General features: G+C 55.1%; 11 protein-coding genes. 6 read left to right on the forward strand and 5 right to left on the reverse strand.

The window, feature by feature from the left end; genetic code table 11:
- The first annotated feature begins 13 nt into the window (after positions 1 to 13).
- From pdxJ to EKL30_RS02775, 3 genes are read left to right on the forward strand one after another with little or no spacing between them, the layout of a single operon-like run.
- Positions 14 to 745, forward strand: a complete 732-nt coding sequence (gene pdxJ, locus EKL30_RS02765; RefSeq protein WP_126705642.1) for a pyridoxine 5'-phosphate synthase — start codon at positions 14 to 16, stop codon at positions 743 to 745.
- Positions 746 to 758: 13 nt separating this feature from the next.
- Positions 759 to 1,334, forward strand: coding sequence for a nitroreductase (locus EKL30_RS02770; protein ID WP_126705643.1), 576 nt, complete (start codon positions 759 to 761; stop codon positions 1,332 to 1,334).
- 21 nt (positions 1,335 to 1,355) lie between these two features.
- Entirely contained in the window at positions 1,356 to 2,795 is a 1,440-nt protein-coding gene (locus tag EKL30_RS02775) for a dihydrolipoyl dehydrogenase (protein ID WP_126705644.1), read from the forward strand.
- Between the two features lies 1 nt (position 2,796).
- On the opposite strand, the gene EKL30_RS02780 is transcribed toward EKL30_RS02775, so the two are convergent.
- From EKL30_RS02780 to EKL30_RS02800, 5 genes are read right to left on the reverse strand one after another with little or no spacing between them, the layout of a single operon-like run.
- Positions 2,797 to 3,387, reverse strand: coding sequence for an SCO family protein (locus tag EKL30_RS02780; protein WP_126705645.1), 591 nt, complete (start codon positions 3,385 to 3,387; stop codon positions 2,797 to 2,799).
- 59 nt (positions 3,388 to 3,446) lie between these two features.
- A complete protein-coding gene (locus EKL30_RS02785) occupies positions 3,447 to 5,525 on the reverse strand; it encodes a M3 family metallopeptidase (protein WP_126705646.1) in 2,079 nt (692 codons plus the stop codon).
- Between the two features lie 8 nt (positions 5,526 to 5,533).
- A complete protein-coding gene (gene folD, locus EKL30_RS02790; RefSeq protein WP_126705647.1) occupies positions 5,534 to 6,403 on the reverse strand; it encodes a bifunctional methylenetetrahydrofolate dehydrogenase/methenyltetrahydrofolate cyclohydrolase FolD in 870 nt (289 codons plus the stop codon).
- The gene (locus EKL30_RS02795) at positions 6,400 to 7,026 is read right to left on the reverse strand and encodes a response regulator transcription factor (RefSeq protein ID WP_126705648.1); all 627 of its coding nucleotides are present in this window, start codon (positions 7,024 to 7,026) and stop codon (positions 6,400 to 6,402) included. Before EKL30_RS02795 ends, folD begins: the two co-directional genes overlap by 4 nt.
- Positions 7,023 to 8,780 carry a PAS domain-containing sensor histidine kinase gene (locus EKL30_RS02800; protein ID WP_126705649.1) on the reverse strand — a complete coding sequence of 586 codons (1,758 nt, stop codon included), beginning with the start codon at positions 8,778 to 8,780 and terminating at the stop codon, positions 7,023 to 7,025. Before EKL30_RS02800 ends, EKL30_RS02795 begins: the two co-directional genes overlap by 4 nt.
- Before the next feature lie 258 nt (positions 8,781 to 9,038).
- On the opposite strand from EKL30_RS02800, the gene aceE reads away from it, so the two are divergent.
- The 3 genes from aceE to lpdA are packed head-to-tail and all read left to right on the forward strand — an operon-like array spanning position 9,039 to position 15,294.
- The gene (aceE, locus tag EKL30_RS02805; protein ID WP_126705650.1) at positions 9,039 to 11,747 is read left to right on the forward strand and encodes a pyruvate dehydrogenase (acetyl-transferring), homodimeric type; all 2,709 of its coding nucleotides are present in this window, start codon (positions 9,039 to 9,041) and stop codon (positions 11,745 to 11,747) included.
- An 11-nt stretch (positions 11,748 to 11,758) separates the two neighbouring features.
- Positions 11,759 to 13,483, forward strand: a complete 1,725-nt coding sequence (gene aceF / locus EKL30_RS02810; RefSeq protein ID WP_126705651.1) for a dihydrolipoyllysine-residue acetyltransferase — start codon at positions 11,759 to 11,761, stop codon at positions 13,481 to 13,483.
- Positions 13,484 to 13,491: 8 nt separating this feature from the next.
- Positions 13,492 to 15,294: a dihydrolipoyl dehydrogenase gene (gene lpdA / locus EKL30_RS02815; RefSeq protein WP_126705652.1), complete on the forward strand. Its 1,803-nt coding sequence runs from the start codon at positions 13,492 to 13,494 to the stop codon at positions 15,292 to 15,294.
- The last annotated feature ends 6 nt before the right edge of the window (positions 15,295 to 15,300 follow it).

A 15,300-nucleotide genomic window follows, 5' to 3' on the forward strand; every position in this document is an offset into this window, starting at 1 on the left:
GAGTGCAGCTGAGATGATTGAACTAGGCGTAAATATTGACCACGTAGCTACTTTGCGTCAGCAGCGATTTACGACATATCCCGACCCAGTTGTAGCTGCAATGCGTGCTGAGGATGCTGGCGCCGATGTTATTACCTTGCACTTGCGCGAAGACCGCCGCCATATACAAGACAGCGACGTCGCAGCCATACGACCCTTGTTGCGTACTCGCATGAACCTGGAATGCGCAATTACTCCCGAGATGCTGGCCATTGCCTGCCAGATTGTGCCTCACGATGTATGCCTGGTGCCTGAAAAGCGCACAGAACTAACGACCGAAGGTGGCCTCGACGTAGAAGGGCAATTCGATATCGTCAAAAATGCAGTGTCGCAGTTGCACGATGCAGGCATACGGGTTTCACTCTTCATCGATCCCGTCGCTTCCCAAATCGACGCAGCCGCGCACTCCGGCGCGCGTGTCATTGAACTGCATACCGGAGCCTACGCCGAGGCTGTCGATGCGGCGGCTATCGACTTTGAGCTCGTGCGCATGCGCGCCGGAATTGCCCTTGCGGTAGGTAAAGGCTTGCGCGTTAACGCTGGCCATGGCCTACATTATGAAAACGTTCAGACGATTGCTGCCATGCCCGGGATAGCCGAGCTCAACATTGGCCATGCCATCGTCGCTCGTGCTATCTTCGATGGCTGGGAAAAGGCAATTCGCGATATGAAAGCCCTCATGCTCACTGCAAGAGCGGCTTCCTGAAAAAGGACCACAGATGTCAGTTACACCGATCGACTACTTGCTATCAAGACGATCCACTAAATTCGTACAGGCGCCCGGCCCGGATGAATCCGAGCTGAATTTGATTCTTCAATCGGCAATGTCAGCGCCCGATCACGGCCGTTTACAACCCTGGCGGTTCACATTGATCCGCGGCGAACGCATTGCGCAGTTCGCAGACTTTGCTATTCCCGCTATCAAGGCAGCCGGAGTACCGCTTACGCCCGAAAAAGAAGCCAATACTCGGCGCTGGATAGATCAAGTGCCGCTATTGATCGCCATAGCATGCCGCCTTGATCACTCGAACACCAAGATACCCGAAGAAGAACGTTTGCTGGCGGTTGGGTCCGCTGTCATGAACATGCTTAATGCGGCATATATGCTGGGTTATGGCGCCTTCTGGAGCACAGGGTTGGGAAGCTATGTTGATGAAGTAACCGAAGCCTTGGGCTACGACGGGTTGGATTATCGCTTTTTGGGATACCTTGCCGTCGGCACGCCTATTCAAAAACTGGGTCCCCCACAGCGCCCGGATTTTCACGAATTCGTAAGCGAGTGGACGGGCGCGTAAACCTGACTGGGGTCTCCGCTCATGAGAAAACTGAAAACCGATGTGGCGATTATCGGTGCAGGCACTGCTGGCCTTTCGGCCTACCGCGCGGCTAAAGCCGCTGGCGCTAGCGTTATCTTGATCGAAGGGGGGCCTTACGGTACAACCTGCGCTCGTGTGGGCTGCATGCCTTCCAAACTTCTGATTGCCGCGGCTGAGGCCGCTCACGGTGCAACTGCCGCCGTTGGTTTTGGCATTCATATTGACGGTAAGCTGCGCATTGACGGAATACAGGTAATGGATCGGGTCAAACGTGAACGCGATCGTTTTGTCGGGTTTGTGCTTGAAAGCGTCGACGACATCCCTGCCGCAGATAAGATGCGCGGTTACGCCCGTTTTATATCCGACACTGTGCTGCATATCGACGATCACACAGAAATACAGGCTTCTCGAGTCGTCATTGCCACAGGCTCGATGCCGGTGGTACCCGACGCGTACAAGGCCCTGGGCGATCGGGTGGTCGTTAATGACGATGTATTCGCCTGGAACGATCTGCCGCATAGCGTATTCGTTGCGGGTGTGGGCGTGATAGGTTTGGAAATAGGGCAAGCCCTGGCCCGACTGGGTGTCAAGGTTCGCTTGGTGAATCGTAGCGCCAGCCTGGGAGGGCTTAGTGATCCAGACGTTCGCGCCAGCGCCTTGGCAGCCTTCCAAGCTGAACTTAATCTAAGCCTGGATACCAAAGTAATCAAGGCACACCGGGTTGGCGATCAGGTTGAAATCAGCTATCAGACCGCTGGCCAGAGTGCAGTAACCGAGAAGTTTGATTATCTGATGGTTGCCGCGGGGCGACGACCCAATATAGAAATGCTGGATCTTCAAAACACGTCGGCTATCCTCGATGACAAGGGGATGCCAGCTTATGATCGCGAAACGCTGCAATTGGGCTGCGCGCCAATATTTATCGCGGGCGATGTCAACGGCGTATTACCTTTGCTTCACGAGGCGAGCGATGATGGCCGTATCGCGGGGCATAATGCGGCACTTTATCCCGACGTCAAGCCCGGTAAGCGGCGGGCGCCGATAGCAGTGGTTTTTTCTGATCCACAGCTCGCCCAGGTGGGAGTCCGTTTCAAGGATCTCCCAGCTAGGGGTGTGGTATTTGGCGAAGTGGATTTTGCAGATCAGGGACGTTCGCGGGTCATACTGAAAAACGCGGGTAAGCTGCGAGTCTATGCCGATCAGGATAGCGGCCGTTTTTTAGGGGCCGAGATGGCGGGCCCCGCAATGGAGCATATTGCTCATCTACTGGCATGGGCGTTACAGCAAAAACTCACCATCACCGAGATGCTGGGTATGCCGTTTTATCATCCGGTGATCGAAGAAGGCTTGCGAACGGCTTTACGCCGTGCAGAAGCCGAATTTCTAAAAGCGGAATTGGCAAGCGTCCGCCAGGAAGACGAATGCGTGAACATCACGTAGACTAAGGAATAAGCGACTTTACGCCTGCAGTCAAGGCCTCGACTGACTCAGTATCTGCCGCCAGTAAACGGGCATGGCCTTGCTCATCGAACATATACACTCCACGGCTATGGGCAACTTCATAGTTGTTTTTGTCGGTTCCTGACGGCTTTTCGATTTGATACGCGACGCGATAGCGCCGCGCTACGGCTGCCACCTGTTTCTCGCTACCCGTCAGGCCTATGGCGTTTTTGTCGAAGGCGTCGACGTATGCCTGCAAGATTTCGGGCGTATCGCGGTGTGGATCAACGCTAATGAACAAAATTCGAACTTTGCTGGCGTCGTCGCCCAACTTCAACATGACTTGTGAAAGCTGAGCCATGGTCGTTGGGCAGACATCCGGACAGCTTGCATAGCCAAAAAAAAGCATGACCGTCTTACCTTTGAATGCTTTCTCAGTAACGGTCTCACCCCCGGCGGCTTGCAGGGTAAAGCGCAAGTCCGGCAAGAAGCCTTTGACGGCATGGACAGTAGTCGCCTGCTGCGCCATAGCTGGAATCGCCAACATGCAAGCGCAAACGGCAGCGATGAGGTAACGGATAGACGCGCGCATATGAAATCTTAATCCCGCTTTATCAGAGCTCGTCACAAATCGTGAAATGCGGCCCACCATTATAGGTGGGGCTCGGCTTCCGCCATTCCGCTGTGACGCAGCAAGGCTTCAATTGACGGCTGTCGTCCGCGGAAGGCATGGAAAGACTCTGCCGCGGGTCGTGAACCGCCGACGGCGAGAATCTCTTTTAGGAACCGCTGCCCGGTCGCTGCGTTCAGTGTTTCCCGGGTGTCGTCGGGGCCCGCGACTGCAGTTTCTTCAAACGCGGCATAGACGTCAGCGGAAAGAACTTCAGCCCATTTGTAGCTGTAGTATCCGGCCCCATATCCGCCCGCGAACAGATGAGAAAAATTATGCGGGAACCGGTGCCATGACGGTGGAAAAAGGACTGCGACTTCTTGCCGAACCGCGTTCAGCGCTTCCATGACGCCTTGCATGGACAGGCCTTGAGCTTGATGATGAATGCTCATGTCGAACAGCGAAAATTCGACCTGACGCAACATTTGCATGCCGCTTTGAAAATTGCGTGCAGCCAAAAGCTTGTCATACAGTGCGCGCGGCAGCGGCTTTCCGGTATCGACATGACTCGACATGGCTTGCACGACAGTCCATTCCCAACAAAAATTCTCCATAAACTGCGAGGGCAGCTCTATGGCATCCCATTCGACGCTCGCAAACGCAGAGGCGCCCGGTTCATCGACTTGTGAAAGCAGCGCGTGCAATGCATGACCGCTTTCATGGAACAGTGTTATCACGTCGTCGTGAGTCAGGAGGGCGGGTTTGCCATTTTGGGGGCGCGAGAAATTACAAGTGAGGTAGACCACCGGAGTCTGGATAAGCCCTGCGATGTTGCGTCGATTTCGTTCGCTGTCGACCCAAGCCCCGCTTTGCTTTCCATTACGTGCGTATAGATCGATATACAGGGTACCTAGCAAGGTGTTGTCCGCAGCCCTGACTTCAAGAGCTTGAGCATCGCTGTGCCAGGTCGGTGCATTCGAGTGCCGCAAATTAACGTTAAACAGCTCTTCGATGACATGGAACAGGCCTTTCAGAACTTGCGGCTCGGTAAAGTACTGCTTAATTTCTTCCTCTGAGTAAGCATAACGCTCTTCACGCAGCCGTTCCGATACAAAGGCAATGTCCCATGGCTCGAGCGCACTAAGGCCTAGCTTTTCACTTGCAAAGGCCTGTAGCTCAGTCAGGTCGCGGGTTGCGTAAGGCTTTGCCTTCCGTGCAAGTTCGCGCAGAAAGTCCAGCACCTGGGCTGCGTTGTCGGCCATGCGCGTTTCCAGGCGCAGGTCAGCGAAACTGCCATAGCCCAGTAAAGCGGCTTCTTCCGCACGGAGGGCCAGCAACTGTTCAATTAAAGGCGAATTATCCAGTGAGGCGTCGCCTTGCTCGGACGCCACCGTGGCGTAAGCACGATAGAGTTCATGCCGAAGGCTACGATCTTGCGCATTTTGCATGACGGGAATATAGCAAGGCATTTTTAGCACTAGTTTCCAGCCTTCCCGCTGTTCAGCCTCAGCCGCCTGTTTTGCCGCTTGAATAACGTCAGCGGGCAAGCCAGCCAGCCTTGCCGCATCAGTGACATGCAGAGACCACTTATCGACGCTATCGAGCACATTTTCGGAGAACTTTTGCGATGCCTGCGCCTGTTGGTCTGAGATCTCGGCATAACGTGCCCGCTGCTCCCCGACCAGTTCCACACCACTAAGACGGAAGTCACGCAGCGCCAAGTCAACGATGCGTTGCCGTACGGGTGGTTGCTGGGCGAAATTGCTGGAATCTTTCAAACGTTTGTACTGCTCGTACAAGCCTGTATGCAGCCCGACCCACGTAGAAAACTCCGTAACGATAGGCAGGCATTCGTTATAGGCAGCGCGTAATTCCGGTGTATTGACAACAGCATTCAGGTGGCCGGCGACAGACCATGCGCGCCAAAGCTTTTCTGACGCATCTTCCAGTGGATCCACGATGGCTTCCCAGGTCGCCGGCAGGCTATCATCGGCCGCACGCTCTACTGCCCGGCGGGTCTCGTCTATGAGAGCCGTAATTGCCGGTCGTATATGCTCGGGCTTGACGCCTGCGTAATCGATCAGGGAAGAAATGGAAGCCAGGAGGGGATTTTGTGTCATTGCAATATTCAGTGTTCTATAACGGTGTGCTTTGCGCTGCGTTCAGCAGCTTCCAGCGTGTTTACCAACAGCATGGCGATCGTCATGGGTCCGACCCCGCCGGGGACAGGCGTTATGGCGTCTGCTACGGTTTTGGCGGATTCGAAATCCACATCGCCAACCAGTTTTCCGTCGGGCGTCCGATTGATACCCACATCGATGACGACGGCGCCAGGTTTGATCATGTCGCCCGTGACCATTTTCGGCTTGCCGGTGGCGACCACCAGTACATCGGCCCTACGGGTCTGGGCTCCGAGGTCGCGCGTCTTGGAATTGCATAGGGTCACAGTGGCGCCGGCGGCCAAAAGTAGCATGGCCATGGGCTTGCCGACAATATTGCTTGCCCCTACGACAACCGCCTCGGCCCCACGCAACGGGACGTTCTCGGACTCGAGCATCTTCATGATGCCATATGGCGTGCAGGGGCGAAACAAAGGCTGACCCGTCATCAACAGACCAGCATTGCTGATATGAAAGCCGTCGACGTCTTTGCTGGCGGCAATCGCTTCTATCACTTTGCTCGAGTTCATGTGCTTCGGGAGCGGCAGTTGCACAAGAATTCCATGTACCGCAGGATCGTTATTGAGGCCATCGACCACATCAAGCAAAGCCTGTTCAGTGACGTCGGCTTCCATGCGTATGACGCTGGAATGCAGTCCTGCTTTCTCGCACGCGGAGGCCTTGTTCCGTACATATACCTGCGAGGCAGGGTCTTGACCGACCAAGACGACTGCCAAGCCCGGTACTAAACCTTGTTGCTTCAGCGCAAGAACGCGATGCGCGACGTCGGCCTTCACGGCATCCGACAACGCTTTGCCGTCGATAAGGCGTGCTGTCATGCCGTGCCTTCAGCTTTGGTAAGGGCGATTTTCATTAAGTCTGCTACGGTAGTCACTTCAAGCTTTTCCATAATGTTGGCGCGGTGTGCTTCGACTGTCTTGATGCTGATATTCAAATCACCTGCGATTTGCTTATTAAGACGGCCAGCAACAATGCGCTCCAGCACCTGCTGCTCGCGCGCCGTCAGGCGGCTCAAGACCGCTTGGTGATTCTTTTGCGCCTGCGCCTGGCTTACCCGTTCGGTCGCCTGGTCTAGCATGCGCGCAACAATGGTACGTAAATCGGTTTCGTTAAAAGGCTTTTCCAGGAAGTCGACCGCACCCTTTTTCATGGTGGTCACGGCCATTGGAACATCACCATGGCCCGTTATGAACACGATGGGTAAGGGCGCTTGCCGAGCAATCAGCTCTTCCTGGAGCTCGAGGCCGCTCATGCCGGGCATACGCACGTCGGCAATTAATACACCAACTTGATCGGGTTCATAGGCATTTAGAAATTCTTCTGCACCGCTAAAGCTTCTTACCCGGTAACCATTGGCTTCGAGCAGCCATCGCAAGGAGTCGCGTACCGCTTCGTCATCATCGACGATGAAAATAGTGCTCGGCGCTTGAGGTGTAGTCATGCATGCAACTCCTGGGTATCGTGTGTCGTGCTTGGCGCCTCTGGCGTCGCGCATGGCAAGGTAAAACGAAAAATAGTGCCGCCATCCGGGTTTTCACTGGCCCATAGACGACCATGGTGTGATTCAATAATAGTACGGCAGATATTAAGCCCCATGCCCAGGCCTTCAGACTTGGTGCTGTAAAAAGGTTCGAACAAACGCTCGGGATCGCGTAGCCCATGGCCGCGATCAATGACGGCGATTTCTATCAATGGATGCTGGACGCTCACGACCACATGAAGAATATGATAGTCGCTGGTTTCCATCGCCTCGACGCCGTTTTTAAGCAAGTTTAATAATACCTGCTCTATAAGGATCGGGTCGGCCATGACATCAGGCAAAGCCTCAGGCAAGCGTGCCTCGATATCGATCTGGCGCTTGCGGGCGTCGATTTCAGCAAAGCCGACCGCATTATCGAGTATGCGGCTAACCGGAACTCGCTGCCTGCGTGGCTCGCTGCGCTTAACGAATTCGCGGATGCGGCTGATTATTTTACCGGCGCGTTCCGCCTGCTGGGCCGCTTTTTCCAGTGCCTCGAGCAGCCGTTCTGGCTGCGTATTACCAGCTTTAAGCATGGCCACGGCACCCATGCTGTAATTACTGATGGCGGTAAGGGGTTGATTCAATTCGTGAGCCAGTGAAGACGCCATTTCGCCCATGGTCGTCAGGCGGCTGGTTAGCTGGATCTTTTCTTGCTGCACCCGTGAGTCTTCTTCATGGTTGCGGCGCTCGGTAATGTCGCGGGCAACCTGCAGACGCACCCGGCGCCCATCAGTCCAGGCCAAGATACGGTGATGGACCTCGAACCAGCGCTGTACCGACGCTGAAAATATTTCCACGGTTTCGTCAGTAAACCGGCCCAGCCGTCCGCCAAGAAGCTCGCTATGTCCATTGGATTGCGCCCCGAAGACGCGTCGGTATGTTCGATTGGCAAACAATAGCTCCAGGCCTTCGGATGTGTCGGCGACAACTGAAATAGCATCGTCGAGGCCTTCCAGCACTGTCATGAATCGTTCATGCGCGGCGGTTAGCGCCTCGCGTATGCGCTTTGGCTCGGTGATGTCGGTCATGGATGTCATCCAGCCAATTTGCTCACCGTTGGGGTCGCGCAGCGGCGACACATACATGCGTGCCGTGAAGCGGGAACCATCGCGCCGCTGCGCTTCGACTTCAAGACCGCTGCTGGGGGTCCGGCCCGATAAAAGCAGGTCGAGGGTCTCTTGGTGCTGAGCGTGCCTGCCGGGGAGCCAATAAGGGAAGGGGGTGGTGCGGCCGATAAGGTCGGCTTCATTCCAGCCTATCATCCGACAGAAGGCCGGGTTGACATAGGCTATACGCCCGTGCATATCGAACACGCGCATTCCGGTCGACATGGAGTTTTCCATGGCGCGGCGGAATCCGGTTTCGGCGATCAATGCGGCCTCAGCCGTCGTGCGAAAGCGTGTGTAGCGCCACAAGGCCAGAAGGCTAAGGACGATCACACATGACAGGGCCACTACCACCATAAGCAAACGTTGCTGGCGAGTTTCCTGGTCGATGGTGACGAACATGACGCTGTCATTGTGCAAGCGCTGCAGCCAAATGAAGGCGCCCATCACACAAAGGTACAGAACCAGGACGATGGCTGGCGTCAGCCAATAGAATCCGCGGCGGGCATGATTGGCCTGGTCGTAGAACGTCGTCGGGATCAGGGATTTTTTAGAATGGCTCGCCATGGCTCTTGCTTTACTGCGGACAGAGGTACCCACTATTCTAAACCGTAACGAGCCTGTAAATATTTCACATTATAAAAAGTCATATCATAAAATGAAATATTGCTTGAACATATTGACGGTCTTTCCTAGAATTGAGTCCACTGCAGCTTTACGCTGTTTGCTTGCTCATGTCCGAAATGGCCGCCTATCGGGTATAACGGGGACAACGGTCACATGTTGTCAGTGTTCGGATCCAATAATTTAAACAGGAGACACTTGATGTCCTCTCTTGATCAAACCCACGCTACGACAGGTCTCGTCGACGACGCAGCGCTTGAAACCCAGGAATGGCTCGAAGCACTTGAATCAGTATTAGATCGCGAAGGACCTGAGCGCGCTCATTACCTGCTTGAACGTCTAATTGATTTGGCCCGCCGTTCCGGTGCGCATATTCCATTTTCGCCGAATACGGCATACGTTAATACGATACCGCCTGGACTTGAACCTGCTCATCCAGGCAATCTAGTGCTGGAAGAACGTATTCGCTCGTATGTTCGCTGGAACGCAATGACCATGGTGGTCAAGGCCAACAGCCATAACCCACCGGATGGCGGCGACCTTGGCGGTCACATTGCCTCGTTCGCATCGCTGGCAACCATGATAGGCTGCGGCCAGAATCATTTTTGGCACGCAGAAACTGAAGATCACGGTGGCGACCTGGTGTATTTCCAGGGCCATACATCGCCTGGCGTTTACGGCCGAGCCTACCTTGAAGGGCGTCTATCCGAAGAGCAGCTTGATAATTTCCGCCAGGAAGTGGATGGTAAGGGACTGCCTTCATACCCCCATCCCAAGCTTATGCCAGATTTTTGGCAATTCCCCACCGTCTCGATGGGCCTTGGGCCACTCATGGCCATTTACCAGGCTCGGTTCCTTAAGTATTTGCACGCGCGCGGCATCGCTGACACCAGCAATCGCAAGGTCTGGGTATTTTGCGGCGACGGCGAAATGGACGAACCAGAATCGCTGGGCGCCATAAGCTTAGCCTCGCGCGAAAAGCTTGATAACTTGATCTTTGTCGTCAATTGCAACTTGCAACGCCTCGATGGCCCTGTGCGTGGCAATGGCAAGATCATCCAGGAACTCGAAGGCGATTTCCGAGGCAGCGGCTGGAACGTTATCAAGTTGATCTGGGGCGGATACTGGGATCCACTGCTGGCTCGAGACAAAGAAGGCATTTTGCGCCGAATCATGGAAGAATCCGTCGACGGCGAATACCAGGCCTACAAGGCTCACGATGGAAAATTTGTACGCGAGCATTTCTTCGGCAAGCACCCTAAATTGCTTGAAATGGTTAGCCGCATGAGCGACGAAGACGTCTGGCGCTTGAACCGTGGCGGTCATGATCCCCATAAGGTATATGCCGCATTTGCTGCTGCTACTGAACATAAAGGCCAGCCAACCGTTATTCTGGCGAAAACGATCAAGGGTTATGGCATGGGCCACGTGGGTCAGGCCAAGAACCCGACGCATCAGCAAAAGAAACTCGATTTATCCGCCGTACGCGAATTCCGCGACCGTTTCAATATCCCGGTGCCCGACGACAAGCTGGAAGAGCTTCCCTACTTCAAGCCCGCCGACGACTCGCCTGAGATGAAATATATGCACGAGCGCCGCGAAGCGCTGGGCGGTTACCTGCCTAAGCGACGCGAAAAAGCCGACGAGCATCTGAAAGCGCCTGCACTTGAAGCCTTCAAGGCGGTACTGGAACCCACAGCGGAAGGGCGTGAAATCTCCACGACTCAGGCCTTTGTACGGATACTCAACCAAGTGCTGCGCGATAAAGACCTCAGCCCCCGCGTTGTGCCTATCTTGGCAGACGAATCCCGCACGTTTGGCATGGAAGGCTTGTTCCGCCAAATCGGTATCTATGCACCAGAAGGTCAAAAATACACGCCAGTCGATAAAGACCAAGTAATGTATTACCGTGAGACGGAAAACGGCCAGTTGCTGCAAGAAGGCATCAACGAAGCCGGCGCGTTCAGTTCCTGGATGGCTGCCGCCACGTCATATTCGACGAATAACCGGATCATGATCCCGTTCTACATTTATTACTCGATGTTCGGCTTCCAGCGCATTGGTGATCTGGCCTGGGCGGCGGGCGACATGCAGGCGCGCGGCTTCCTGTTAGGTGGCACCGCAGGCCGCACGACGCTTAACGGGGAAGGCCTGCAGCACGAAGACGGTCACAGTCACATCATGTCTTCGCTGATTCCAAACTGCGTTTCATACGATCCCACGTTCGGTCACGAACTCGCCGTCATCATTCAAGACGGCTTGCGGCGCATGGTGGAAAATCAGGAAAACGTCTACTACTACATTACCGTCATGAATGAAAACTACGCTCAACCCGGTCTGAACCCCGGCGACGAGGCCAACATCATTCGCGGTATGTACAAATTCAAATCGACCGACGACAGCAAGCTGCGTGTCCAGCTCTTGGGTTCGGGCACCATTTTGCGGGAAGTTCTAGCGGCACAAGAATTGTTGCAAAGCGATTGGGGCGTAGGCTCGGATGTCTGGAGCGTGACCAGTTTCACTGAATTGCGCCGTGACGGTCTGGATTGCGAACGTCATAACTTCCTGCATCCGGAAGATGCAAAACCACAAGTAGCGTTTGTAACCCAGCAGCTGCAGGACACTACCGGCCCAATCGTGATTTCCACCGATTACGTCAAGGCGTACGGTGATCAGATCCGCCCATATATTCCCAAAGGCCGCGACTTGCGTGTCCTTGGTACCGACGGCTTTGGACGTTCCGATTTCCGAGCCAAACTGCGTGAGCATTTTGAGGTCGATAGGCATTTTGTCGTGCTGGCGGCGCTGCGCGGCCTGGCTGATGAAGGCAAGTTGCCCGTGGCCAAGGTAGCTGAGGCTATCAAGAAATATGGCATCAATCCAAATAAAGCCAATCCGCATCACGCTTGAGGGGGACGACAATGAGCACTAGCAACGAAATAAAGGTTCCGGATATCGGCGATGTCAGCGAAGTCGACGTCATCGAGATATTAGTTGCCGAAGGCGACACGGTCGCCAAAGAACAAAGCCTGATCACTGTGGAATCCGACAAAGCCTCAATGGAGATACCGTCGTCCGCGGCAGGGGTAGTCAAGTCCATTAAGGTCAAGTTGGGCGATAAGGTAAAAGAGGGCACCGTTATCCTCGAAATTGAAGAAGCCGGCGCCACCGATACGGCCGAAAAGCCTGCCCCAGCGAAAAACAAGCCTGCAAAGGCTCAGGAACCTCCTGCTGCAGCCAGTCCGGCCGTCGCTCCCAGCACGGATGCCGCGCCGACTGCAGCCGCGGGTCCCAAAGGTTCTGTCACGGTTGTGGTGCCTGATATTGGTGATACGACTGATGTCGAAGTCATCGAAATCATGGTGGCAGTGGGTGACACCGTGACCGCCGACCAGAGCCTTATTACCGTCGAATCAGATAAGGCATCCATGGAAGTTCCTTCATCGCACTCCGGTGTTGTGAAGGCGATCAAGGTGAAGCTTGGCGATAAGGTCAACCAGGGGTCCGACATTCTGGAACTCGAAACCAGTGCGACGCCAACCTCGACAAAAGAGGCTGCACCCGTAGCACCGCAGGCGGGCCAGACTGCCGAACCCAGCAGGGCATCGGACGCTGCGGCCCCTGCGCCGGCTGATGTAGCGCCAGGCAGCGCCGATCAGTTGGCATCCGTCCCGCCAGAACGCTCATCGCCTACCGCTGCCTTCGCCGATACTGACGTGCCCTTGCGCAATTTGCCGCATGCATCGCCTTCGGTCCGCAAGTTCGCACGCGAATTGGGCGTTAACCTTACACTGGTCAAGGGCTCGGGGGACAAGAACCGCATCACGGCCGACGACGTTCGTGGTTTTGTCAAACAAGCGCTGGCAACGGGTGCTGTATCCGCACCCACTGCAGCCGCGAGCGCAGCCGGCGGCCTTAATGTATTGGCTTGGCCCAAGGTAGACTTCGCTAAGTTCGGTTCTATCGAAGCGAAACCACTGTCGCGCATCAAGAAGATATCAGGCGCTAATCTGCATCGAAATTGGGTCATGATTCCTCATGTCACCAATAACGACATTGCGGATATTACGGAACTTGAAGAGTTACGCCAGACGCTCAACCAGGAAAACCAGAAATCAGGGGTCAAGGTCACAATGCTGGCTTTCCTGATCAAGGCTGTCGTGGCGGCACTGAAGAAGTTCCCCGAATTCAATGCGTCTATCGATGGCGATAACTTAGTGTTAAAGCAGTATTACCACATTGGCTTTGCTGCTGACACACCGAACGGCTTGATGGTGCCGGTTATCCGTGACGCAGACAAGAAGGGCATTTTCGAGCTCGCCACCGAAACGTCAGATTTGGCCAAAATGGCTCGCGATGGCAAGTTGTCGCCCGCTCAAATGCAAGGCGGATGCTTTTCGATCTCGTCACTTGGCGGTATCGGTGGAACGAACTTCACGCCCATCATCAATGCGCCTGAAGTAGCAATATTGGGTGTCTCGCGCTCCTCGCACCAGCCAGTATGGAACGGTTCGGAATTTCTTCCGCGCCTGATCTTGCCATTGTCTCTGTCATATGATCACAGGGTCATCGATGGTGCGGCGGCTGCGCGGTTCAACGCATATCTGGGCAGTTTACTGGCCGACTTTCGACGCATCGCACTATAGGAGCTGATATGAGCACAATTGAATTGAAAGTGCCCGATATCGGCGACGTGGATGAAGTCGCAGTTATCGAAGTTCTGATTGCCGTTGGCGATACCATTCAGAAAGAACAAAGCCTTATCACCGTCGAATCCGACAAGGCTTCCATGGAAATCCCGGCTGCACAGTCTGGGGTGGTAAAGGCCTTACTCGTTAAAGTGGGCGACAAGGTGACAGAAGGGTCGGCCATTGTGGAAATCGAGTCGGCCGATACGGGGACTGGCACCGATGAACGGGCAACGGCAAGCAAACCTGCCCCTGCTGCTAAGGCCGATGCGCCTGCGGCTCAGACAACCGCGCAGCCGGCGTCGACAGACAATGCCGCTTTGTCCACATCGGCGGCCAGTTTCAGCGGGACGGCCGACGCTCAATTTGATGTGCTGGTGCTGGGCGCTGGCCCGGGCGGTTATTCCGCCGCTTTCCGCGCTGCTGATCTTGGCTTGAAAGTGGTGCTGGTAGAGCGTTATTCCACATTGGGTGGGGTATGTCTTAACGTAGGGTGCATTCCTTCTAAGGCATTGCTTCATACGGCAGCCGTTCTTGAAGAAGCTAAGTCTCTGGGCACACACGGAATCACCTTCGGCGAGCCGAAGATCGATCTGGACGCCGTACGTGCATACAAAGATGGGGTGGTGGCGAAGCTGACCGGCGGACTCGCCGGAATGGCGCGCGCTCGCAAGGTGACTGTACTGACCGGCGTCGGCCAGTTTGCCGATCCCCATCACCTCTCGGTGCAGGGAACCGACGGCGCTATTCAAACCATTAAGTTCGCTTCCGCCGTCATTGCGGCCGGTAGCCAGTCTGTCAAGCTGCCTTTCCTTCCGGACGACAGTCGTGTCGTCGATTCTACTGGCGCCTTGTTGTTGTCCGGCATCCCAAAAAAGATGCTGATCGTTGGCGGCGGTATTATCGGCCTTGAAATGGGCACGGTATATTCGGCTCTAGGATCCCGTCTCGATGTGGTCGAAATGCAAAGTGGCCTGATGCTGGGGGCCGATCGCGACCTGGTGAAGGTCTGGCAGAAAATGAACGCCAAACGCTTCGATCAGATCATGCTTGACACCAAAACCGTAGGTGCTGAAGCTCGGGGGGATGGCATCTGGGTAACTTTTGAAGGCAAAAATGCACCTAAGGAGGCTCAGCGCTACGATCTCGTGCTGCAGGCGGTAGGCCGGGTTCCTAACGGCAATAAAATCGCCGCCGACAAGGCCGGGGTGGCGGTCACCGAGCGAGGCTTCATACAGGTCGACAAGCAAATGCGCACGAATGTGCCGCATATATACGCCATTGGCGACATAATCGGTCAGCCCATGCTTGCTCATAAGGCTGTGCACGAGGGTCACGTTGCAGCAGAAGTCATTGCTGGCGCAAAAAGCTTCTTCGACGCCCGCGTGATCCCGTCTGTCGCGTATACAGATCCGGAAGTAGCGTGGGTGGGGCTTACCGAAGACGACGCTAAAAAAGAAGGTATTGCCATTGAACGAGGCCTATTCCCATGGGCGGCGTCTGGTCGCGCAATTGCCAACGGTCGTGATGAGGGCTTCACCAAGCTGTTATTCGATGCCGAGTCACACCGAATTCTCGGCGGGGCCATCGTTGGCACTCATGCTGGCGATCTTATCGGCGAGGTGGCATTGGCTATCGAAATGGGCGCCGATGCCGTTGATATCGGTAAGACGATTCATCCTCATCCAACCCTTGGCGAGTCGATAGGAATGGCTGCCGAAGTGGCGGAAGGCAGCTGCACCGATCTACCTCCGGTGCGCCGTAAGTAAGCATTA

The sequence above is a fragment of the Candidimonas sp. SYP-B2681 genome (assembly GCF_003971065.1).
GTDB lineage: Bacteria > Pseudomonadota > Gammaproteobacteria > Burkholderiales > Burkholderiaceae_B > Pollutimonas.